This window comes from Dactylosporangium thailandense (assembly GCF_059739745.1).
Genome location: NZ_AP029195.1, coordinates 1,894,504 through 1,915,996, shown reverse-complemented (window position 1 = coordinate 1,915,996; position 21,493 = coordinate 1,894,504). Strand labels below are relative to the sequence as shown.

The 21,493-nt window shown below is 72.2% G+C and carries 17 protein-coding genes and 3 pseudogenes; 12 read left to right on the top strand and 8 right to left on the bottom strand.

Annotated elements, in window-relative coordinates; translation table 11 throughout:
* Nucleotides 1-132 precede the first annotated feature (132 nt).
* Nucleotides 133-698 (top strand): annotated as a pseudogene (locus AC6JBM_RS08365) (DinB family protein).
* Here AC6JBM_RS08365 and AC6JBM_RS08360 read toward each other — a convergent pair.
* Nucleotides 680-1,786, bottom strand: a complete 1,107-nt coding sequence (locus tag AC6JBM_RS08360; RefSeq protein WP_497983017.1) for a serine hydrolase domain-containing protein — start codon at nt 1,784-1,786, stop codon at nt 680-682. The pseudogene AC6JBM_RS08365 and the gene AC6JBM_RS08360 sit on opposite strands and share 19 nt — an antisense overlap.
* Nucleotides 1,787-2,101: 315 nt before the next feature.
* On the opposite strand from AC6JBM_RS08360, the gene AC6JBM_RS08355 reads away from it, so the two are divergent.
* Nucleotides 2,102-2,614, top strand: coding sequence for a hypothetical protein (locus AC6JBM_RS08355; protein WP_497983016.1), 513 nt, complete (start codon nt 2,102-2,104; stop codon nt 2,612-2,614).
* A gap of 43 nt (nt 2,615-2,657) precedes the next feature.
* On the opposite strand, the gene AC6JBM_RS08350 is transcribed toward AC6JBM_RS08355, so the two are convergent.
* Genes AC6JBM_RS08350 through AC6JBM_RS08340 form a run of 3 tightly spaced genes read right to left on the bottom strand, consistent with a single transcriptional unit; the run spans nt 2,658 to nt 5,481 of the window.
* Nucleotides 2,658-3,413: an ATP-binding cassette domain-containing protein gene (locus tag AC6JBM_RS08350; protein WP_350610770.1), complete on the bottom strand. Its 756-nt coding sequence runs from the start codon at nt 3,411-3,413 to the stop codon at nt 2,658-2,660.
* Nucleotides 3,410-4,426: an ABC transporter permease gene (locus AC6JBM_RS08345; protein ID WP_497983015.1), complete on the bottom strand. Its 1,017-nt coding sequence runs from the start codon at nt 4,424-4,426 to the stop codon at nt 3,410-3,412. Before AC6JBM_RS08345 ends, AC6JBM_RS08350 begins: the two co-directional genes overlap by 4 nt.
* Nucleotides 4,423-5,481, bottom strand: a complete 1,059-nt coding sequence (locus AC6JBM_RS08340) for a substrate-binding domain-containing protein (protein WP_497983014.1) — start codon at nt 5,479-5,481, stop codon at nt 4,423-4,425. Before AC6JBM_RS08340 ends, AC6JBM_RS08345 begins: the two co-directional genes overlap by 4 nt.
* A 152-nt stretch (nt 5,482-5,633) precedes the next feature.
* On the opposite strand from AC6JBM_RS08340, the gene AC6JBM_RS08335 reads away from it, so the two are divergent.
* The 6 genes and pseudogenes from AC6JBM_RS08335 (at nt 5,634) to AC6JBM_RS08310 (ending at nt 12,024) form a co-directional block, all read left to right on the top strand.
* Nucleotides 5,634-6,665 (top strand): LacI family DNA-binding transcriptional regulator, encoded by a 1,032-nt coding sequence (locus AC6JBM_RS08335; protein WP_497983013.1) that lies wholly within the window; start codon nt 5,634-5,636, stop codon nt 6,663-6,665.
* Nucleotides 6,666-6,778: 113 nt separating this feature from the next.
* Nucleotides 6,779-7,360, top strand: a complete 582-nt coding sequence (locus AC6JBM_RS08330; protein WP_497983012.1) for a TetR/AcrR family transcriptional regulator — start codon at nt 6,779-6,781, stop codon at nt 7,358-7,360.
* On the top strand, nt 7,357-8,586 hold the full coding sequence (locus AC6JBM_RS08325; RefSeq protein WP_497983011.1) for a glycosyltransferase: 1,230 nt from the start codon (nt 7,357-7,359) through the stop codon (nt 8,584-8,586). Before AC6JBM_RS08330 ends, AC6JBM_RS08325 begins: the two co-directional genes overlap by 4 nt.
* Before the next feature lie 115 nt (nt 8,587-8,701).
* Nucleotides 8,702-9,487, top strand: coding sequence for a WD40 repeat domain-containing protein (locus AC6JBM_RS08320; RefSeq protein WP_497983010.1), 786 nt, complete (start codon nt 8,702-8,704; stop codon nt 9,485-9,487).
* A 51-nt stretch (nt 9,488-9,538) separates the two neighbouring features.
* Nucleotides 9,539-10,918 (top strand): annotated as a pseudogene (locus AC6JBM_RS08315) (IS701 family transposase); the annotation flags it as partial.
* 212 nt (nt 10,919-11,130) lie between these two features.
* Nucleotides 11,131-12,024, top strand: coding sequence for an IS5 family transposase (locus AC6JBM_RS08310; RefSeq protein ID WP_497983009.1), 894 nt, complete (start codon nt 11,131-11,133; stop codon nt 12,022-12,024).
* 113 nt (nt 12,025-12,137) lie between these two features.
* Here the strand turns inward: AC6JBM_RS08310 and AC6JBM_RS08305 are convergent, their stop codons facing one another.
* Entirely contained in the window at nt 12,138-12,809 is a 672-nt protein-coding gene (locus tag AC6JBM_RS08305; RefSeq protein WP_497983008.1) for a hypothetical protein, read from the bottom strand.
* A gap of 572 nt (nt 12,810-13,381) precedes the next feature.
* Nucleotides 13,382-13,955 (bottom strand): annotated as a pseudogene (locus AC6JBM_RS08300) (transposase); the annotation flags it as partial.
* Nucleotides 13,956-14,110: 155 nt separating this feature from the next.
* Between AC6JBM_RS08300 and AC6JBM_RS08295 the strand changes: the two are divergent.
* The 4 genes from AC6JBM_RS08295 to AC6JBM_RS08280 all read left to right on the top strand — a co-directional run bounded on the left by AC6JBM_RS08295 (nt 14,111) and on the right by AC6JBM_RS08280 (nt 20,059).
* Nucleotides 14,111-14,425, top strand: coding sequence for a hypothetical protein (locus AC6JBM_RS08295; RefSeq protein ID WP_497983007.1), 315 nt, complete (start codon nt 14,111-14,113; stop codon nt 14,423-14,425).
* Nucleotides 14,426-14,531: 106 nt separating this feature from the next.
* A complete protein-coding gene (locus tag AC6JBM_RS08290) occupies nt 14,532-15,815 on the top strand; it encodes a ThuA domain-containing protein (RefSeq protein ID WP_497983006.1) in 1,284 nt (427 codons plus the stop codon).
* 127 nt (nt 15,816-15,942) lie between these two features.
* Nucleotides 15,943-18,156, top strand: coding sequence for a rhamnogalacturonan lyase family protein (locus AC6JBM_RS08285; RefSeq protein ID WP_497983005.1), 2,214 nt, complete (start codon nt 15,943-15,945; stop codon nt 18,154-18,156).
* A 19-nt stretch (nt 18,157-18,175) separates the two neighbouring features.
* The gene (locus tag AC6JBM_RS08280; protein ID WP_497983004.1) at nt 18,176-20,059 is read left to right on the top strand and encodes a discoidin domain-containing protein; all 1,884 of its coding nucleotides are present in this window, start codon (nt 18,176-18,178) and stop codon (nt 20,057-20,059) included.
* A 252-nt stretch (nt 20,060-20,311) separates the two neighbouring features.
* On the opposite strand, the gene AC6JBM_RS08275 is transcribed toward AC6JBM_RS08280, so the two are convergent.
* Together AC6JBM_RS08275 and AC6JBM_RS08270 are read right to left on the bottom strand one after the other, a co-directional pair.
* Entirely contained in the window at nt 20,312-20,839 is a 528-nt protein-coding gene (locus AC6JBM_RS08275; RefSeq protein ID WP_497983003.1) for a hypothetical protein, read from the bottom strand.
* Nucleotides 20,840-20,992: 153 nt separating this feature from the next.
* Complete coding sequence (locus AC6JBM_RS08270; protein ID WP_497983002.1) at nt 20,993-21,481, bottom strand: hypothetical protein; 489 nt, start codon at nt 21,479-21,481, stop codon at nt 20,993-20,995.
* Between the last annotated feature and the right edge of the window lie 12 nt (nt 21,482-21,493).

Below are 21,493 nucleotides of genomic sequence, written 5' to 3'. Positions count from 1 at the left end.
CCGGACTGGAAATAACGGTGCCCGTGGCGAACAGTATCGCCAATCAATTGCATTCCCGCCAGATAGCTGGGGAAAACAGTTCATCACCGTTCGTGTCGAGGTAATTACACGCAACCGGTCTAGGCTGAGAGCATGAGCGCACCACCCCTGGACTGGGGCCGCCTGCTCGTCGCCCAGCTGGAGTTCTCCTGGGACGCCCATCTATGGCCGCGGTTGCAAGGGCTCACCGACGAGGAATACTTCTGGGAGCCGGTGCCCGGGTGCTGGAGCGTCCGCGCCGGCGAGGACGGCCGATTCCGGCCCGACGGCGTCACGACCCAGCGACAGCCGCAGCCGGTCACCACGATCGCCTGCGGATGATGCACATCGCGGTCGGGTGTTTCGTCATCCGTTCGGCGACGTTCTTCCCGGCCGTCGGCGAGCAAGCCGATGGCGACATGTTCGACCCGCGTCACGTGCCCGGCGATCTGCCCGGCACCGCGGCCGGTGGGGTGGCGTTCCTGCACGACAGTTACCGGCAATGGCACGAGCACATCGCCGCGCTCGACGACGAGGCGATGCGCACGCCGCTGGGACCGAAGGGCGCCTATTTCTCCGCCGATCCGATGGCCGCGCTCATCGTGCACGTGAACCGTGAAACGATGCACCACGGCGGCGAGATCGGCCTCCTGCGCGACCTTTACGCCGCGCGTTGCTGAACCGGCGGGCACGCGGCGAGCACCGTCTCGCTGATCGCGTTCTGGGCGGCCGCGGCGGGCTCGCGCGGGCCCAGGAGATTGGTGAGGTACACCGTCACGAGCCGCCGGGACGGGTCGGCCCAGGCGACGCAGACGTTGCTGCCGTTGTGGCCGAACGCGTCCGGGCTGCTGGTGCGGCCCATCGGTCGCGGCCGGAGCGCGTCGAGGCCGGGGCCGCCCAGCTGGAATCCGTGCGACCAGCGGATCGGCAGGCCGATGTGCGCGTCGACGGTGCCGTCGCTGGTCGGCGTCGTCGCCACCGCCAGCGTCTCCGGCCGCAGCAGCCGCACGCCGCCCAGGCTCCCGCCGCGCACCAGCGCCTCGTAGAGCACCGCGATGTCCCGGGCCGTCGCGGAGACGCCCGCGGCCGGGATGACGGCACGGCGGGTCGCCCGGCGGTTGATGAACGCGGCGGCGGCCCGGGGGCCGGCGCCGCGGCCGTGGATGGGCACGTGGCGGTGCCACTCGGGGCCGGGCAGGCCGAGGAACGTGTCGCGCAGGCCGAGCGGGCGCAGGAGCCCGGCGGCCAGCGACTCCTCGACCGGCTCGCCCGTGACGCGCCGGACCAGCTCGCCGAGCAGGAAGCCGAAGGAGAGGTACTGGTAGGCGGGGCCCTCGCCGGCCGGGAACCGCGCGCGGGCCCGCTCCAGCGCCCGGACCGACGCGTCCCAGTCGGTCATCGCGAGCGCGTCGCGCGCGGTGGAGCGCGCGACCGGCAGGCCCGAGCGGTGCTGGAGCACGTGGCGTACCGTGATCGCGCCCTTGCCGTTGGCCTCGAACGCGGGCCAGTGCCGCACGATCGGGTCGTCGAGGCCGAGGGCGCCGCGCTCGATCAGCCGGTGGACCAGCAGCGCGAGGTAGGGCTTGCTGGTCGAGAACAGCCAGAAGAGCGCGCCCGGGTCGCAGCCGTAGGCGCGGTCGAGCACGACCACGCCGTCGCGGACGACGACGAGCTGCGAGGCGCCGCCCCGCTCCCGGGCCGTCGCGGCCGCCGCCTCGAGGCCGGCGCGGTCCACGCCGTCCGGGTCGCGTTCGCTCCAGTCAAGCACGGCCCCAAGCTACCGCTCGCGCCGTAACCGGGGAACCGCTCCGCGCCCGAGAACCGCCGCGCACCCGGAAAACCGCGCCGTGGCCGGGAAACCGCCCCGTGACCGGGAAGCCGCGCCGTGGCCGGGCAACCGCTCCGCACCCGGGCGGCACCGGTACGCACCCGTGCGGTGGCCGGTCGGCTGGCAGAAGCCGGGGAACGCTGGCAATAGCCTGGCAAAGGCTCCGACCCCGCCGGGCCCGGTCGAAGTCAAGCTCGCCGACGCGGCAGGAGCGATTTCGGCGGTACACCCACGGGCACCACGGACGGAGCGAACGTGACCTCGATCAGCGCCATCAGCGGCATCTCGTCCTCGCAGAGCGTGCAACGGCCGGAGCGCTCGCCCCGGCAGGGCGGGCAGGACCCCCTGCAGTCCGTCGCGAAGGCCCTGAGCCTGTCGACCGACGAGCTGAAGAGCCAGTTGCGCGACGGCAAGAGCCTCAGCGACGTGGCCGAGGCGCAGGGCGTCTCCCACGACGACCTCATCGCGGCGATCAAGGCGGGCAAGCCCAGCGACGCGCCCGCCAACCCCGGCGGCCTCTCCGACGACGAGATGGCCGAGAAGATCGCCGACCGGCAGGGCAGGCCCGGCCGCGGACAGGGCGGCCCGGCGGGCCTGCGGGACGACTCGAAGGTCAAGCAGCTCGGCACCCTGCTCGGCAGCGACACCGGCGACCTGAGCCAGCTCAGCGCGGCGGAGCTGGTGAAGAAGTTCCAGAGCCAGGGCGTCGGCCTGGACAAGCTCACGTCGGTCTTCAACAACGGGGACCTGCTCGACACCTACGCCTGAGGCGGGGTGGCGCCGGGCGGTCACCGAGGACCGCCCGGCCCCGTCAGAGCATGGTCGCGCCGGTCATGATGGCGACCGCCTCCGCCATGGTGTGCGACTCCGGGGTGATGACCCCCGCGCCGCGGCCGAGGCGCTGGATGTGGATGCGGTCGGCCACCTCGAACACGTGCGGCATGTTGTGGCTGATCAGGATCACCGGCAGGCCGCGGGCGCGCACCTCGCCGATGAGCTTGAGCACCTGGTTGGACTCGCGCACGCCGAGGGCGGCCGTGGGCTCGTCGAGCACGATCACCTTGCTGCCGAACGCGGCGGCGCGGGCCACGGCGACGGCCTGGCGCTGGCCGCCGGAGAGCGTCTCGACCGGCTGGGCCATGTTCTGCAGGGTGCCGATGCCCAGGTCCGACAGTGCCTGGGCGGCGTCGGCGCGCATGCCCTTCTTGTCGAGCATGCGCAGGACCGAGCCGAGCACGCCCGGGCGGCGGCGCTCCCGGCCCAGGTAGAGGTTCCCGGCGATGTCGAGCGCGGGCGCGACGGCCAGGGTCTGGTACACGGTCTCGATCCCGGCCTCGCGCGCGTCCTGCGGTCGGCGGAAGTGCACCGGCTCGCCGTCGAGGCGGATCTCGCCCGCGTCCGGGACCAGGGCGCCGGTCAGGCACTTGACGAGCGTGGACTTCCCGGCGCCGTTGTCGCCGATGATCGCGAGCACCTCACCGGCATGCAGGTCGAGGTCGACGCCGTCGAGCCCGACGACCCGGCCGAAGGTCTTCACCAGCCCGCGGGCCGACAGCACGACGGTCATGCCCTCACCCGCCGGATCCACTGGTCCACGGCCACGGCGAGCAGGACGAGCAGGCCGACGGCGAGGACGCGGTACTGGTCGTCGACCCCGGCGAGGGACAGCCCGCTGCGGAAGGCGCCGACGATGAGCGCGCCCAGCAGGGTGCCCAGCACCGCGCCGCGCCCGCCGAAGAGGCTGGTGCCGCCGATGACGACGGCGGTGATGCTCTCGAGGTTCGCGTCGGCGATCGCGTTCGGGCTCGCCGCGCCGGCCCGGCCGATGAGGATCCAGGCGGTCAGGCCGTAGATGGCGCCGGCGAGGGTGTAGACGCTGAGCAGGACGCGGTCGACGCGGATGCCGGCGAGGCGGGCCGCCTCCCGGTCGTCGCCGACGGCGTAGACGTGCCGGCCCCAGGCGGTGTTGGCCAGCGCGAAGCCGACGACGCAGTACAGCACGGCGACGAGCACCACGCCGGCGGTGATGTGGAAGCGGCCCACCGCGAACGTCTCGCCCGTCCAGTTGACGAAGGCCGGGAGGTCGGCCTGCTGGACGCTCTGGCCCTTGGAGTACAGCAGGCCGATCGCGGTGAACACGCTCAGCGTGCCGAGCGTGACGATGAACGGCGGCAGGCCGATGCGGGTCACCAGCGCGCCGTTGAGCAGCCCCGCGACGACCCCGACGGCGATGCCGGCGAGCACCGCGACCGGCCCCGGCAGGCCCCCGCCCTCGGCCAGCTTCGCCGCGAGCATCATCGCCAGGATCGTGATCGCCCCGACGGACAGGTCGATGCCGGCGGTGAGGATCACGAGGGTCTGGCCGACCGCGAGCGCGCCGATGACGGCGACCTGCTGCAGCACCAGCGACAGCGAGTTGGGCGACGAGAAGCGCGGGTTGATCGCCGAGAACGCGACCGCGGCGACGACGAGCACGAGCAGCGGGCTGATGGCCGGATGCCCGTGCAGCACATGTTGTACCCGCTGCAGCGGCGACTGCCGGCGCAGCGCGAACTGCTCCGCGGCGGTCGTGGCCGTCACTTCTTGCCCCAGCAGAGCTCCGTGCCCTTCGCCGTGCCGATCGACTCGACGCCGGAGGCCGGCTTGTCGGTCACCAGCGCGACGCCGGTGTCGTAGAAGTCCAGGCCCGAGGAGACCTGCGGCTTCTGCCCGCCGCTCGCGATCTGCTTGATCGCCTTGACCCCGAGCTCGGCCATCTTGAGCGGGTACTGCTGCGACGTGGCACTGATGAGCCCGTCCCCGACCTGCCGCACGCCGTCGCAGCCCCCGTCGATCGACACGACGATCGGGCTCGGCCCGCCGGCCGCCTTGATGGCCTGCTGGGCGCCGACGGCCGCGGGCTCGTTGATCGTGTAGACCACGTTGATCCCGGGGTTCTTGGTCAGGCAGCGCTCCATCGCGGTGCGGCCGCCGTCCTCGGCGCCGTTCGTGGGCTCGTTGCAGGCGATGGTGTAGGTGCCGCCGCTGTAGTTGCCGGTCTTCTCCTCGTCGCCGTTGCGCTTGCGGTCCTTGGCGTCGATGCCCATGCCGGTCAGGAAGCCCTGGTCCCGGTTGTAGTCGACCGACACGATCTTGTCGTTGAACAGGTCGAGCAGCGCGATGACCGCGGGCTTGCCGGCCAGGGTGGTGGCGGTCCACTTGCCGATGAGCTCGCCGGCCTTGAAGTTGTCGGTGGCGAAGGTGATGTCGACGGTGTTCGCCGGGTCGGGCGGGGTGTCGAGGGCGATCACGTAGAGCCCGGCGTCGCGGGCCTTCTTGATGGCGGGGTTGACGCCGGGGCCGTTCGGGGTGATGAGGATGCCGGCGTCGCCGCGGGCGATGGCGTCCTCGATCGCCTGCACCTGGCCGGCCTCGTCGCCGTCGGCCTTGCCCGCGGCGATCGTGATCTTCATGCCCTCGGCCGCGGCGGCCTGCCTGGCGCCGTCCTGCATGGTGACGAAGAACGGGTTCGTGGAGTTCTTGGTGATGAGCGCGACCGAGATGTCCTTGCCGCCGCCGGCCTGGTCGTCGCCGCACGCGGCGACCGGCAGCACCGCGAGGGCGGCGACGGCGAGCGCGCTCAGTGCTCTGCGCATGGTTCCTCCCTTGACAACGTTGTCAAATACTCTCGCGACACGTCCTCACGATTGTCAATATAGGCTGATCCAAGATTTCAGGTAACGATTCGAATACAGTCGACCATCGATGACATCGTTGTCACTCGTGGACCCCGGTACGCTGAGCCACCGTGGACGCCCGACCGACTCTCCGCGACGTGGCCCAGCTGGCCGGGGTCAGCCCGAAGACCGTCTCCCGCGTGGTGAACGCCGAGCCGGGGGTGAGCGCGACCAAGGAGAGCCGGGTCCGGCGGGCGATCGAGCAGCTGGGCTACCGCCCGAACATGACCGCGAGCCGGCTGCGGCGGGCGGACGGGCGCACGGCCGCGATCGCCGCGCTGCTGGAGGACATCGCGAACCCGTTCTCCTCGGCGCTGCACCGCGCGCTCGAGGACGTCGCCCGCGAGCGCGGGGTGCTCATCTTCGCCGGCAGCGTCGAGGAGGACCCGGAGCGCGAGCGGACGCTGGTGCGCGAGTTCGCGCGGCGCCAGGCCGACGGGCTGGTCATGGTGCCGGCCGGGGACGACCAGGCGTACCTCACCCGCGAGCTGAACCCGGACACCCCCGTCGTGTTCGTGGACCGCCCGCCGGTCGGCCTGCACTCCGACGCGGTCCTCGCCGACAACGAGGCCGGCGCCGCGGCCGCGGTGCAGCACCTGGTCGCGCACGGCCACCGCGACATCGCCTACCTCGGCGACCTGCGCTCGATCGCGACCGCCCGGCAGCGCTTCACCGGCTACCGGGAGGCCCTGGCCGAGCACGGGATCCGCCGCAGCGCCGCGCACGTCGCCCACGACCTGCACACCGCGGACGCGGCCGAGGCGGCGCTGCTGCGCATGCTCGACGGCCCGCGCCCGCCGACGGCCTGCTTCAGCGCGCAGAACCTCGTGACGCTGGGCGCGATCCGGGCCCTGCGCAGCCGCGACCGGCACACGTCGGTGGCGCTCGTGGGCTTCGACGACTTCCCGCTCGCCGACCTGCTGCAGCCCGCCGTGACGGTGGTGGCCCAGGACCCGGCCGCGATGGGCCGCCTCGCCGCGGAGCTGCTGTTCCGCCGCCTGGACGGCGAGACCTGGGAGCCGGCGACGCACGTGGTCGAGACCCGTCTGATCGCCCGCGGGTCCGGCGAGCTCCCCGGCCCCTACGCCTCGGCCAGCGCCTGATCGATCGCGAAGCGGCCCGAGCACCGGCAGCCGGCGGAAACCACGACCCTGTCCTCGCCGCCGAGTCGCCTACCCGACGACCAATCTCCTAAATTCGCGGTAACGTCCTTACCGTGAATACGACACCCCGGACGTACCGGCAGCGGGCCCGCGCTGACGCTGCCGACAGCAACACCGAGCGGGTCCTCGCCGCGGCGCTCGAGCTGTTCGTCGAGCGCCCCCTCGACCAGGTCACCCTGGCCGCGGTGGCCGAGCGGGCCGGGGTCGGGCTGCAGACCGTCATCCGCCGCGCCGGCACCAAGGACGGGCTGATCGAGGCGGTCGGCGCGTGGGTCGGCCCGCAGGTCGCCGCCGACCTCGGGGCGCCACCCGGGCCCGACCCGGCCGCGGTGGCGGCGGCGTTCCGGCGCCACTACAGCCGCTGGGCGCCGGCGCTGGCCCGCACCCTGCAGCAGGAGGACAGCTCCCCCGCCCTGGCCCGCAACGCCGAGGGCGGCCGCATCGCCCACCGGGCCTGGCTCGCCGCCGCCTTCCCGGACGCGCCGGCACTCACGCGCTCCCGCCTGGCCGGGGTCACCGGCGTCGAGCTCTGGATCGTCCTGACCGTCCACGAAGGACTTTCGGCCGAACAGGCCGAGCACACCGTCGCACTGCTGATCACATCGATACTGTCGAGTCTGGAGTCTCCGTCATGAGCCGTTTCCTGGTGTACACCCCGCCCGCCGCCGGGCACGTCTTCCCCCTCGTCCCCGGTCTGCTGCGGCTGCGCGACCGCGGCCATCACGTGCACGTGCGCACCGGCGCCCGCCTCGTGGCCGACCTGCGCGCGGCCGGGCTCGACGCCACCCCGGCCGACCCGCGCATCGACGCCTCGGTCAAGCGCTCGGGCAGCGGTGACGAGATGGCCGACCTGTTCGCCCGGGGCGCCTGGGAGATCGAGGACCTGCGCGGGGCGATCGCCGGACACGCGCCGGACGCCCTGCTGGTCGACACCAACACCTTCGGCGCCGCCACGCTCGCCCAGACCAGCGGGAGGCCGTGGGCGATCACCGTGCCGTCCGTGCTGGGCCTGAAGGGCAAGGGCATCCCGCCGTACAGCCTCGGCCTCGCCCCGGGCCGCGGCCCCGTCGCCGCCGTGCGCGACGCGGTGCTGTGGAAGGTGGTGGAGCGCGTCTACGGCCGCATGCTGCTGCCCGGCCTCAACCCATTGCGCACGGCCCTCGGCCTGCCCGCGCTCGCCAGTCCGCTCGACTACCACCAGCAGCCGGACCGGGTCATCGGGCTGACCGGGGCGCCTCTGGAGTACCCGCGCACCGACCTGCCCGCGCACGTCCGGCTCGTCGGCGGCACGACCTGGGACCCGCCGGCCGAGGCCCCCACCTGGCTGACCGAGCCCGGCGACCCGTGGGTCCTCGTCACCTGCTCGACCCACTACCAGGCCGACGAGGCCCTCGCGGTCCGTGCCGTCGAGGCGCTGCGGACCTCGCCCGTGCGGGTGCTCGTCACGCTCGCCGACGCCTACGACAACGTCTCCCTCCCCGCCGCCGACAACGTGCGCGTCGAGCGGTTCGTGCCGCACGGCCCGGTCCTCGCCCGCGCGGCCGCGGTGGTCTGCCCGTCCGGCATGGGGATCGTGACGAAGGCGGTCGCGGCGGGTGTGCCGGTCGTCGCGGTGCCGTTCGGGCGCGACCAGCCGGAGGTGGCCCGGCGCGTGCAGCAGGCCGGGACAGGCGTCATCCTGCCGCACAAGCGGCTCACCGCGGACCGCTTGCGGGCCGCCGTCACCGCCGCGATGGCGCTGCGGGGCCGGGCCCGCGCGGTCGCCGCCACCCTCGACCCGTCCGCCGCGGCCGACGCCTTCGCGGACGCGGCCGAGGAGCTCGCCCCCGCCACCCACCGGGCCATGGCCGACCACGCCTGACGGCGCACGACCGCCGCCGCCGGCTCGCAACCACCGCGGAAGCGGGCTTGCGGGCGCCGCCGAGGCGATCGGCGTTGACCCTGGGTTGACACCGGGCGGGGCCTAGGGTCGGGGCGTGAACGAGATCCTGGCCCACGCGGTGAGCCCCGACGGGAAGCATCTCGCCGTCGGGACCGATCCGGGCGACGACTACGACGGCGGCGGCGAGTTGCAGCTGTGGGACACGGCGACCGGCACCCGGGTCAACGTGGTGCGCGGCATCCCGGGCGGGATCAGTTTCATCAGCGACCGGGAGATGCCGGGCCGATTGCGCTGGCACCCCGCGGGCGCACGGGTCGGGGCGGTGTTCGACACCAACCGGGTCGGGCTGTTCGACCCGTTCGGCGCGAGCCCGGATCCCGTCGCCGCCCTCGACCTCACCGACGGATGGGGCCGCGGGCCGGGCTGGTGCTTCAGCCCCGACGGCACCCGCGTCGCCGTCTCCTGCTACACCGGCACGGCGGTCCCGCTCTACCTGGCCGCCGTCCACGCCGACGGCTTCGGCCCGGCCCACGGCGTCGGCCCCGAAGTCGAGGACCAGAATGTCGAGCCGCTCGAGGAGCTCGACTGGAGCGCCGACGGCCGGCGGATCGCCGGGTTCGGCCACGCGGTGCACGTGCTGGATCTCGCGACCGGCGAGTTGTCCACGAGCCCGTGGGCCGCGCCGGCCGCGTTCGCCCCGGACGGCCGCACGCTGGCCCGCGTCGACGGCTCGCTCCTGACGATCGGCCCACCGGGCGCCTTCGAGGCCCGCGTCCGTCCGGCGATCGATCCGCCGGGCGCGCCCGGCTCCGGCCACGACCCGGCGCGCGGTCTGCCCGGCGACCCTGTTGTCAGTTTCGATCTAGTAGGGCTTTGTTAGGTTCGGCGTGTCGTGGGGTCGCCTGGGTCGGGCGAGTAGTTTCATGCCTTGGTGACCCCTGACGAGCTTTCGATTGTGCGGCAACGCTTGGAGGCGTTCGCGGCGGAGGTTTTCGCGCCGTTGGCCCGGTCGGATCAACGGGCGAAAGGCGTGACATATCTGCGGGGGCTGCTGCTGGACGGGCGGCGGAAGTCGATGCAGCCGATGGCAGAACGTCTTGGGGTCGATCATCAGGGGTTGCAGCAGTTCGTGACGACCTCGACGTGGGACACCGCGGCGGTGCGGGCCCGGCTGGCTCGCTGGGCGGTCGACCTGGTCGAACCGGTCGCGTGGGCGATCGACGACACCGGCTTTGTGAAGGACGGCTCGGGTTCGCCGGGCGTGGCCCGGCAGTACTCCGGCACCCTCGGGAAGGTCGCGAACTGCCAGATCGGGGTCAGTGTCCACGCGGTCACCGATACCGCGTCGTGTCCCCTCGACTGGCGGTTGTTTCTGCCCGAGTCGTGGGACACTGTCAAGGCCGGACCGGCGGCGGTGCAAGCAGCCAAGGCCAAGCAGCGCAAGACCTTGGCCAACGCCCCCCGGGCTGCCGCGCCGGTGCCGCCCACTGCGGTCGAGGTTGATGCCGAGGCGGTGACCGAGGCGGCGCGGCAACGGCGCAGCAAGTCCGCGATCCCGGACGATGAGGGCCACCGTCCGAAGTGGATGCTGGCGATCGAGATGCTCGACGGGCTCGCCGAATACGGAGTGCAGCCACCCCTCGTCGTCGCGGACTCCGGTTACGGCGACAGCGGCCCGTTGCGGGCCGCCCTCGACGCACGCGGCATCGCCTACAGCGTCCAGGTCAAAGCTGAAACTCTCGTCCACCCCGCCGACGCCACACCCGTGCCACGCACCTGGCCGGGACGAGGCCGCCCACCGACCCGCACCCGTCCGGACTACCCGGACGATGCGGTCAGCGTCGCCCAGCACATCACCGACGCCGGCCGTGACGCGGCGGTCACCGTGTCCTGGCGTGAGGGCAGCAAAGGCACCCTCACGTCCCAGTTCGTGTTCTTGCGCGTCCGCCCGGCCGGGCACCGCATCACCCGCAACCCCGACGGCAGCCTCCCCGAACGATGGCTGATCGCGCAATGGCCCGAGGGCCAGCCCGAACCCGTCACCTACTGGCTCTCCAGCCAGCCTGCCGACACTCCCGCCGCGGATCTGATCCGCACCGCCAAGATCCGCTGGCGGATCGAGCACGACTACCGCGAACTGAAGACCGGTCTCGGCCTGGACCACTTCGAAGGCCGCTCCTGGACCGGCTGGCACCGCCACGTCACCCTCGTCACCGCCGCGCACCTGTTCATCACCATGCTGCGACTCGACCCAAAAGCGGATGCGCCGGCCCGACCCTCTACAAGGTCATCCACGAGCTGCAACTCCTGCTCGCAACCTGGACCGGCGCATGCCCCACCTGCCGTCGAAAGCTGCAACCGTTACGCCGCAACAACCATCGACAGACCTAACAAAGCACTACTAGGGCGTGTTTGGTAAGTCGTTGGGCTGGTGGCCGTTCGTCGGTGTGGCGGTGATCGAAACGTAGCGAGGTCTCCGGTAAGTGGGTTAGCGACCAAGCAAACCTTCATACCGGAGACCTCGTGGCCAGCGTAGCGGTGGCGAGGCGGCATGACCTCAGCGATGCGCAGTGGGCGGTTCTGGCCGCGGTGCTGCCTGCGGTGTCGGCGCGTGGGCGGCCGCCGAAGTGGAGCAGACGGCAGTTGATCGATGGGATCCGGTGGCGGATCCGGGTGGGCGCGCCGTGGCGTGACGTGCCGGCGGAGTATGCGCCGTGGCAGACGTTGTACTGGTTGTTCCGCCGGTGGCAGCGGGACGGGACGTGGCAGGCGGTGCTGACTGCGTTGCAGGCGCACGCTGATGCCGCTGGTCGGGTGCGGCGGGACGTCAGTGTGGACTCCACCAGCGTCCGGGCGCATCAGCACGCCGCCGGCGCCCGCCGTGACGGTGGTTCGCAGCGGGAGCCGCCGGGTTGGGTCGATGACGAGCCGGACGATCACGCCTTGGGCAGGTCGCGGGGTGGGCGAACGACGAAGGTGCACCTGACGTGTGAGCAGGGGCGCAAGGCGTTGTCGTTCCTGTTGTCCGCTGGTCAGCGGGGCGACAGTCCGCAGTTCGCGCCGGTCCTGCGACGCATCCGGGTGCCGCGTCCTGGTGGGGGCCGGCCGCGGACCCGTCCGGACCGGGTGCTTGCCGACAAGGCATACGCCGGGAAGGCGAATCGTGCCTATCTGCGCCGGCATGGTATCCGGGCGACGATCCCGATCAAGGCTGATCATGCCGTGAACCGGCGCAAGCTCGGGTCGAAGGGCGGACGACCGCCAACCTTCGACCCAGAGCTCTACAAGCAGCGTCATGCCGTGGAGTGCGGTATCAACCAGCTCAAACGCAACCGCGGCATGGCCACCCGCTTCGACAAGCTTGCGGTGCGCTACCAGGCCACCGTCACCATCGCCGCGATCAACGAGTGGCTCTGACCCCACTTACCAAACACGCCTTCGGAGAGAGCTCGGTCTCGTGGATGCTCCGGAACGTGAGGTGACCGGAGCATCCACGGCCGCCGGGCAGTGCCGGCGCTACCTGGCTTGCGCTATATCCAGGTGAACCACTCCCACGGCCCGACCGAACCCAACCGGGCTCGAAGGCTCCCGCTGAGGAGGTTCTTGTAGTCGAGCTGGTTCGACACGTACAGCCCTTCCGACTTCGAGTAGAACCAGGTCGAGGTCGTCGCGCCGTCCTGATAGGGCGCCTTGATCGTCGTGAAGGTCACGTGGTTGCCGCTCGCGTGCTCGTTCTCGTAGGCGAGGAGCAGCCCCTTAGGCGTTCCGGGAATGGTGGACGCCATCACCATCATCATGGGCGAGCCGTACGACCAGATCTGGGTTTCCCAGGTCTCGTCGACCCGGCAGACCTTGAACTCCTCCCATGTGCCGAGCTCTGCCGGCAGCGTCCTCGCGCGGAGCAACCCGGTGTAGCCGAGGGGCATGCCCTCTTTCTCCACCGCCACATATCGCCCGTTGCTGGGTGCGTAGATCCTGACCCGCTCCCAGCACTTGGCCCAGGTGGGCAGTCCCGCGGACATGGACTGGCGGACCTGTTCGATGTCCGGTGACCCGGTGCCGGGCGGAACGAGCCTCCCGTGGCCCGGCTGGACTGCTGCTGCTGCGGCCGTCGCCGATGTCGCCGACGACGCGAGCGCAGGTGTGGCGGGTAGCGTCAGCATCGCGGCGATCACGCCGGTCAACGTCAGCGCGGCTTGCATTCTTGACATTCGGTTCCCCTCGTGGATGGTGCCGAGCCGAACAGGCAATGCGTCGCGCGCTCCTGCGGTTTCTGCGGTGTTCCCGGTAGGAACGAACCTTGGGTGCGACCCGGCGCAGGTGATCGCTTCATCGAGACCTTCCACTACGCCGCCGACGACATCGAAGGCGACCGTAGCGGATGCGGGACCGACGCGCTGCCCCTCCGGGCCGACCCGCGGTGCGCCTCTCCTGGGTTCGCGAACAGCCGTGCGGGGGCCCTCCAAGAGCCCGTCAGCATCGGCCAGGGCCGGTCGGACACCCGGCATTTCGGAGATGCGCCGCTCAGTAGGCGCCCGGCGTTACAGCGCCCGGCGTTTGTCGAGCCGCTGGCAGGTGGGTCGATGTGGAATCGCGGTCCCGGCATCAGCGCCGCGTGACCCGCCGCTTCCCCGCCACGGTGATGCCGCAGCATCACCGCCGCTCGCCAGCGCCGGGAGTACGGCCTCAGAAGGCCGGTTCGCAGTTACAAGGGCAGGGTCCCGAAGGATCCGGCAGCTGCGGCTGGACACGTGCAGCGTCTGCGGGCCCAGGCAGGCGTCGCCCGTGGTGCACGCACCCGGATGCGCTGCGAGACCGGCACAAAACTGCGGCCGTCACCCCGATAACCAGCGGTCAGCAGCAACGACGACGCCTTGCGCCCTGCTCGCACGCCGAATGGACCTTCGTGGTCCGCCGACCAGGCGACCGGCGCAACCCATGATCGTCCGGTTCGGTGTCGACGGTGCCCGGCGACGGCCGTTGCGCGGCGCCGTCCCGTCGGGCACCGGCCGCGTGCTGATGTGCCCGCACGCTGGTCGAATCCACGCTGCATCCCACCGGACCCGACCGGCCGCATCAGCACGGGCCTGCAACGCAGTCAGCACCAGCTGCCAGGTGCCGTCGCGCTGCCACGTACGGAACAACCAGTACACCGTCTGCCAGGGCGCGCCGGCACGTCCGCCACGGCGCACCAACCCAGATCCGCCACCGGATCCCCAGTCAATCACCTGCCGTCTGCTCCACATCGGCGGCCGCCCACGAACCGACGCCGTAGGCCGCACCACAGACGAAACCGCCCACTGCGCGTCGGTGAGATCGTGCCGCCTCGTCATCGCCACGCTGGCCACGAGGTCTCCGGTATGAAGGATTGCTTGGTCGCTAACCCACTTACCGGAGACCTCCCCATCTATCGACCACCGCCACGCCGACGATCAGACGGCATACCAAACACGCCTTAGGCGGGCTTGATCTGGGCGGACTTGATCTGGGCGGGGTGGCGGCGATGAGCGTGCACTGGAGCGGTGACGGGCGGCGGCGCGTCGTGCTCACCGATGCGGGGGCGGTCGTCGTCGGGGCCGGCGGGGAGGTGGTGCGCCGGATTCCCGGGACGCCGGTGGTGGCGGGGGCCGCGTTCGATGCCGGCGGGGAGCGGCTGGCGTTGCTGATCGACGGGCGGCTGCAGGTGTGGGGTGCGGCCGGGCTGTTGTTCGACGCCGCGGCCGGGCCGGGCATGAGTTCCGTGGCGATCACCGGACCCTCGGTGATCGGGATCGGGCCGGAGGAGCTGCGGTTTCACTTAATTGGCGACTTACTTTAACTATTAGGGTTCTTTACCTTGTGCGGAGCCTCATCGATGCCCGATGATGCGACTGAGCGGATCCGCCCACCCCTCACCCGCCTACACCCGATAGGAACCCCCAACCGTGCGCAGAAAGCTGGCGCTGGCCGCGCTTGCCCTGTTGACGCTGCTGGGAGTGGGCCTCGTGATCCGGCCCGCCCTCGCCGCCACCCCGTTCAAGGTGCTCGCCTTCTACAACGGCACCTGGGACGCCGCCCACATCGACTTCGACAAAGAGGCCAAGGAGTGGTTCCCCGCCCAGGGTGCCGCCAACGGCTTCACCTGGGAGGCCACGACCGACTGGAGCCGGCTCAACACCGGCAGCCTGGCACAGTACAAGGTGATCATGTTCCTGGACGACGCCCCGCCCTCCGGGCAGCGGGCCGCGTTCCAGCAGTACATGCAGAACGGCGGGGCCTGGATGGGCTTCCACGTGAGCGCGTTCACCACCGACCCGAACTCGTGGAGCTGGTACTACAACACCTTCCTCGGCTCCGGCGCGTTCCAGACGAACACGTGGGGCCCGACGCGCATCACGTACAAGGTCGAGGACCGCGGCCACCCGTCGACGGCCGGACTGCCGGCGACGTTCACCTCCGCGGTCTCCGAGTGGTACTCGTGGAGCAACGACCTGCGCCAGAACCCGAACATCGACATCCTCGCGTCGGTCGACCCGAGCAGCTTCCCGGTCGGCACCGACCCGAACCAGTCCTGGTACAGCGGCTACTACCCGATCCTCTGGACCAACCGCAACTACAAGATGCTGTACGCCAACTTCGGCCACAACGGCATGAACTACAGCACCAACACGCGCACGTCCTCGACGTTCGAGAGCGCGAACCAGAACCGCTGGATCATCCAGGGCATCCAGTGGCTGGCGGGGCAGACGTCGACCCCGCCGCCCTCGTCGTCGCCGACGCCCACGGCGTCCTCGGGCCCGCTGCAGCCGGGCACGTACTACTCGCTCGTCAACAAGACCAGCGGCAAGTGCGTCGACGCCCGCGCGGCCGCCACCGCGAACGGCACGGCGATCCAGCAGTACACCTGCAACGGCACCAACGCCCAGCACTACCGGTTCCAGGCGACCGACGGCGGCTACTACCGCATCGACAACCAGGCCAACCCGGCCCAGTCGCTGGACGTGACCGGCAAGTCCACCGCCGACAACGCGCCGATCCAGCTGTGGGCCTACAGCGGCGGCACCAACCAGCAGTGGCAGCCGGTGGCCGAGGGCGGCGGGTGGTACCACTTCGTCAGCCGCGCCACGGGCAAGTGCCTGGACACGCCGGGGGCGTCGACGGCCGACAGCGTGCAGCTGGTGCAGTACGCGTGCAACGGCACCGGGGCGCAGTCGTTCAAGCTGGGGTGACCGTGCTGGGGTAAGCGCTTTCCCAGCGTAACTTTCACGATCCCGGGACCGTCGCGCGCGGTCCCGGGATCGACGTCTTTCGAAACGCTTCGCACCGGCGCTACCGTCCGCCGAAACGGCCCGGCGGATGAGGGAGCGAAACGTGCGAAGAGCAGTGGCCGCGTCGGCGGCGATCCTGGCGGCCGGAGCCGGTGCCGTGGCGGCGGTGCACATCGCCTCCGCCGCGGCGGCCGGCTGCCGGGTGCAGTACACCATCACCAACACGTGGCAGGGCGGCTTCGGCGCGAACGTCGACATCACCAACCTCGGCGACGCGATCAACGGCTGGAACCTGACGTGGACGTTCGCGAGCGGACAGTCCGTGACCCAGGCCTGGAACGCGACCGTCGCGCAGTCCGGCACCGCGGTCAAGGCGGTCGACGCCGGCTACAACGCCGCGATCGCCACGAACGCGACGGTCTCGTTCGGCTTCAACGGCGCGTACACGTCCTCGAACCCGGTGCCGGCGGCCTTCTCCCTCAACGGGATCGCCTGCACCGGAGGCACGACCACGCCGACCTCGTCGCCGCCCGTCACGACCTCGCCGACGCCCTCGACCTCGCCGCCGCCCTCGGGCGAGAACGGGCGGCAGATGGAGAAGCTCGACCGCGGGCTCATCTCCGTGCGCTCCGGCAGCGGGAACCTGGTGTCGTGGCGGCTGCTGGGCACGGAGGCGTTCGACACGTCGTTCAACGTGTACCGCGCCGGCACCCGCATCGCGACGGTCACCAACTCGACGAACTACCTCGACAGCGGGGCGGCCGCCGACGCCTCCTACACCGTCCGGGCGGTCGTCGGCGGGGCCGAGCAGGCGGCCTCCCCGGCCTCGCTGCGCTTCACCGGCGGGGGCTACCTGGACGTGCCGATCTCCAGCCCGGGCTCCACGTACAGCGCCAACGACGCGTCGGTCGGCGACGTCGACGGCGACGGGCAGTACGAGATCATCCTGAAATGGGACCCGGCCGACAGCAAGGACAACTCCCAGTCGGGGGTCACCAGCAACGTCTACGTCGACGCGTACAAGCTCAGCGGCCAGCGGCTGTGGCGGATCAACCTCGGCCGCAACATCCGCGCCGGGGCGCACTACACGCAGTTCCAGGTCTACGACTACGACGGCGACGGCCAGGCCGAGGTCGCGATGAAGACCGCGGACGGCACCACCGACGGCACCGGGCGCGTGATCGGCGACGCGAACGCCGACTACCGCAACTCCTCGGGCTACGTCCTGTCCGGCCCGGAGTACCTGACCATGTTCAATGGGCAGACCGGCGCCGCGATGTCGACGGTGAGCTACGACCCGCCGCGCGGGACGGTCTCCGCCTGGGGCGACAGCTACGGCAACCGCGTCGACCGCTTCCTCGCCGGGACCGCCTACCTCGACGGCAAGCGCCCGTCGCTCATCATGGCGCGGGGGTACTACACCCGCTCGGTCATCGCCGCGTGGGACTTCCGCAACGGCTCACTGACGAAGCGCTGGACGTTCGACAGCAACGCCTCCGGCAACAGCGCCTACGCCGGGCAGGGCAACCACCAGCTGGCCATCGCCGACGTGGATCAGGACGGCAAGGACGAGATCGTGTACGGCGCGATGGCGATCGACGACAACGGCGCCAAGCTGTGGAACAACGGCAACGGCCACGGCGACGCGATGCACGTCGGGGACCTCGACCCGTCCCGCCCCGGCCTCGAGGAGTTCAAGGTGGACGAGGACGGCTCGAAGCCGTCCTCGTGGATGGCCGACGCCCGCACCGGCCAGGTGCTGTGGACCACGCCGGCCAACGGCGACAACGGCCGCGGCGTCTCCGACGACATCTGGGCCGGCAGCCCCGGTGCCGAGTCGTGGTCCGCGGCCGCCGACGGCCTGCGCTCGCCGAGCGGCGTGGTGGTGTCCTCGCGCAAGCCCGGCTCGACGAACTTCGTGATCTGGTGGGACGCCGACACGACCCGCGAGCTGCTGGACGGCACGCACATCGACAAGTACGGCACCAGCGGCGACACCCGCCTGCTGACCGGCTCCGACGTGCACTCCAACAACGGCACGAAGTCCACGCCGTCGCTGTCGGCGGACCTGTTCGGCGACTGGCGCGAGGAGGTCGTCTGGCCCACGACGAACAACACGGCGCTGCGGATCTACAGCACGACGATCCCGACGACGACGAAGTTGTACACGCTGATGCACGACTGCCAGTACCGCGAGGCGATCGCGTGGCAGAACACCGCGTACAACCAGCCGCCGCACCCGTCGTACTTCATCGGCAGCAACATGGCCGCTCCGAGGCAGCCCGTCATCTATGTCCGATAAGTTCGGGTAGGGTGCCCGGGTGACGTCGCCCGGCTGGCTGGTTGTTGATGGAACCCCGCCCGCGGAGCTTGCCGCCGACGGGCTCGACGGTGTCCTGCTCCTCGACACCGCCGAGCCCGCGGCCGCGGCCCTGGCGGCCGAGCTCGGCCTGCCCGTGCTCGCGCCGGGCGGCCCGGTCGTCGTCTCCCCCGGCGGCACGATGTTCGCCGCGGACGGCTGGTGGCGGCACACCCCGGCCGGTCCGCGGGTCGCGGCCGGGCTGCGCTTCCCGGACCCCGCCTGGCCGGACGGCGGCCTCGACGCGACCCCGATCCCGGCCGGCTGGCTGCTGTCGAGCGAGCCGGCGCCGGAGATCACCCGCTCGATCGCCGTCGACCCCGCCCGCCCACTGCTCGTGTGCGACGGCACCGTCACCGGGCCCGGGCTCGCCGCCGCCCTGCGCGCCCTGCCGGTGGCGGCCGATGTGGCCGTCCTCGGGCCCGGGCAGGGGGCGGGCCGGGCCGTCGCCCTCGCCGCCGCCGGCGAGCTGGGCGAGCCGGTGAGCCTGGTCAACGGCATTCCCCTGCACACGCCGTCGGGCGAGGTCGTGGTGTACGCCCTCGACGCCGGCCTGAACCCCGTGTGGCCCGAGCCGGCCGCCCGGCTGCGGTGCCTGCCCGACGGCCGCGAGGAGGTCGCGGCGTCCACGCCCCCACAGCCGGGCCTGCGCGCGCTCGACGCCGCCACCTACGCGCTCGAGCTCGGCTGGCTGGTCCGCGTCTCCGGCGGCGGCCTGCACGCGATGCCGGTCGGCCCGCTCCCGCCGGCCGTGGGCCGCGCCGCGGTGCCGGCCCCCGAGCCCGCGCCGGTGCCGGCCCAGGAGTCGACGGCCGACCTGACGCCGTACCGCCAGCTCGCCGACGGTCGCTACCGGGTCGTCGTGGGCACCCCCGGGCTGGACATCAACGACCTCGTGTGGCCGGCCCTGTCCACGCTGTTCACGGCCGCCCTGACCGACGTACCGGCCGGCGTGGACCTCGAGGTGATCGGCGAGCCGACGGACTGGGGCCGGGCCGCGGCCGCCGAGCTCGCCGAGCGCCACCCGGGCGGCGACCCGGCGGCGAAGCCGTACCAGGTCGCCAGGGTCCTCGCGCTCGGCGCCGAGCCCGGCCCGGTGGCGGCCCCCGCCCGACGCGGCCGGCTGGTCCTGGCGGCCGCGGGCGCCGCGGCGGTCCTGGCGCTCGGCGCCGTCGTGGTGGCCGCGTGGCCGGACGGCCCGTCCCCGGCGGCCCCGGACGCGGCCGGCGAGCCCTACCCGGTCCCCGGCCTCGGCCCCGGCGCCTCGGGCTCGGCCCCGGCCGCGAGCGGCTCCAAGCGCCCGTCCTCGGCCCGCCCGTCGTCGCCGGCCCCGCGCCCGAGCGGCCCGGCGGCGTCGGCGGGGCCCGACACGGGCGCCGAGGGCACGGCGACCAGCGGCAACCCCGACCCGCTCGGCCTCAACGGCCTGCTCAACCTGGCCGCGGGCCGCAACACCCGCGACAGCGGCCACACGGACGTGTACGGCTCCGGCAACATCACCGACGGTGACCCGAGCACGTACTGGGAGAGCCGCAGCAACGCGTTCCCGCAGTGGGTGCAGGTCGACCTCGGCAATCCGGCCCAGGTGCGCCGCGCGGTGCTGCGGTTGCCGCCCTCGACGGCGTGGCCGGCCCGCAGCCAGCGCATCGAGGTCCAGGCGAGCGCCGACGACAAGACGTTCTCGACGCTGGTGAGCGCGGCGACGTACACCTTCGACCCGGCCTCGGGCCAGCGCGCGACGATCACGCTGCCGGGCTCGCAGTGGCGCTACGTGCGCCTGGTCTTCACCGCGAACACGGTCCAGGGCGCGGGGCAATTGTCGTCGCTGGAGCTGTACCGCCTGTGACGCGCGGCGATATGTCGGGCGCTGGCGCGCCACGACATATCGGATTTATACCCTGACCGGCGACAAGTCTGATCCCTGGCCAATGCACCGACATCGGCCGTGACCAGTCGGCCGCCTCCGGCCGCACCGCGAAGGGCGGAGCGCCAGCCGGCGCCGGGTCGCGGCGGGCACGGCGACCGCCGCCGTAGGCGACCCAGCGTCGCCCGGGAGGTGCGGATGTGGAAGGAGCCGCCGTCCGGAGGCCGAAGCGGCTCACGCCGGGCACGCGCGGCCGGCGGTCAGCCCGGCGACCCACTGGACGCCACGGGAGCGGGTGGCGGGGTCGAAGCGGCCGATGATGCAGGCGTCACCGGCGATCACCCGGTAGACCAGGCGGCCGTCCGCCGCGCGTACGGTGCTGTCCGGGTAGCCCTCCTCGGCCAGGCGACGCTCGACCCCGGTCGCGGTCGGCACGCACGCGGCGTACGCGTCCTCGGGTGGCTCGTCGCAGTTGTGGGGGCCGCGGACGAGCTCGCGGACGAATGCCGCGCGGGCCTCGAGCAGCTTCGCCGGCTCCCAGGCGGCCGGGTCGAACAGCGTGTCCGGGCACCGGATCGGCCGCCGATGCCCGTCGGTGCAGACCACCACGGTCAGGCGGAAGCTGACGTCCGGCAACGGACCCGGAGCCGGTGGCGCGCCCACCCTCGGGAACCAGGCGGCCGGGGCCGGCGGATCTGCGGGTTCGGCGGCGGTCAGGAGGCCCGCGGCCGCGAGCAGTACGAGCACGATCCGCCAGGGCACGGAAACCATGGTGGCGCCCCGGATGTCGCGCCGGCTGTCCGGCGACCGGACAGAAAAGCGCGGCCCGGAAAGGTGCCGAATCCTCTCCCCGCAGGCTCAGGGCCGGTCCGGCCAGGGCGACGAGGGCCAGGCTCCAGTGCCGGCCGAAGTGGCTCACGCCGGGCACGCGCGGCCGTCGATGAGCGGGGCGACCCATCGAGTGCCACGGGAGCGGGTGGCGGGGTCGAAGCGGCCCTTGATGCAGCCGTCACCGGCGAGGACCGTGTAGACCATCCGCCCGCCCGCCAGATGCACCTCGTTGTCCGGGTAGCCCTCATCGGCGAGCCGGCGCCGGATGCCGCCCGGTGTCGGCGCGCAGGCGCCGTGCGGGCCCACCGGTTCCTCGTCGCAGTTCTGCGGACCGCGCACCAGCTCGTGAACGAAGGCCGCCCGGGCCTCGAGCAGTTCCCGCGGGTCCCAGGCCGACGCGTCGAACAGCGTGCGCGGGCAGCCGCCGGTGCACACCACGAGCACGCCGGTGCGTGGGTCCGGCGGGGGCGGGTCCACCATGATCGGGAAGGAGTCGGCCGGCGGGTCGAGGGGTTCGGCGGCGGTCAGGAGGCCCGCGGCCGCGAGCAGCACGAGCGCGATCCGCCAGGGCACGGAAACCATGGT

What these genes read in the sequence shown, in the direction of transcription:
- AC6JBM_RS08350 (WP_350610770.1), bottom strand. Translation starts at nt 3,413, where the DNA reads ATGACCGTCGTGCTGTCGGCCCGCGGGCTGGTGAAGACCTTCGGCCGG.
- AC6JBM_RS08340 (WP_497983014.1), bottom strand. Translation starts at nt 5,481, where the DNA reads ATGCGCAGAGCACTGAGCGCGCTCGCCGTCGCCGCCCTCGCGGTGCTG.
- AC6JBM_RS08325 (WP_497983011.1), top strand. Translation starts at nt 7,357, where the DNA reads ATGAGCCGTTTCCTGGTGTACACCCCGCCCGCCGCCGGGCACGTCTTC.
- AC6JBM_RS08305 (WP_497983008.1), bottom strand. Translation starts at nt 12,809, where the DNA reads ATGCAAGCCGCGCTGACGTTGACCGGCGTGATCGCCGCGATGCTGACG.
- AC6JBM_RS08295 (WP_497983007.1), top strand. Translation starts at nt 14,111, where the DNA reads ATGAGCGTGCACTGGAGCGGTGACGGGCGGCGGCGCGTCGTGCTCACC.
- AC6JBM_RS08285 (WP_497983005.1), top strand. Translation starts at nt 15,943, where the DNA reads ATGAGGGAGCGAAACGTGCGAAGAGCAGTGGCCGCGTCGGCGGCGATC.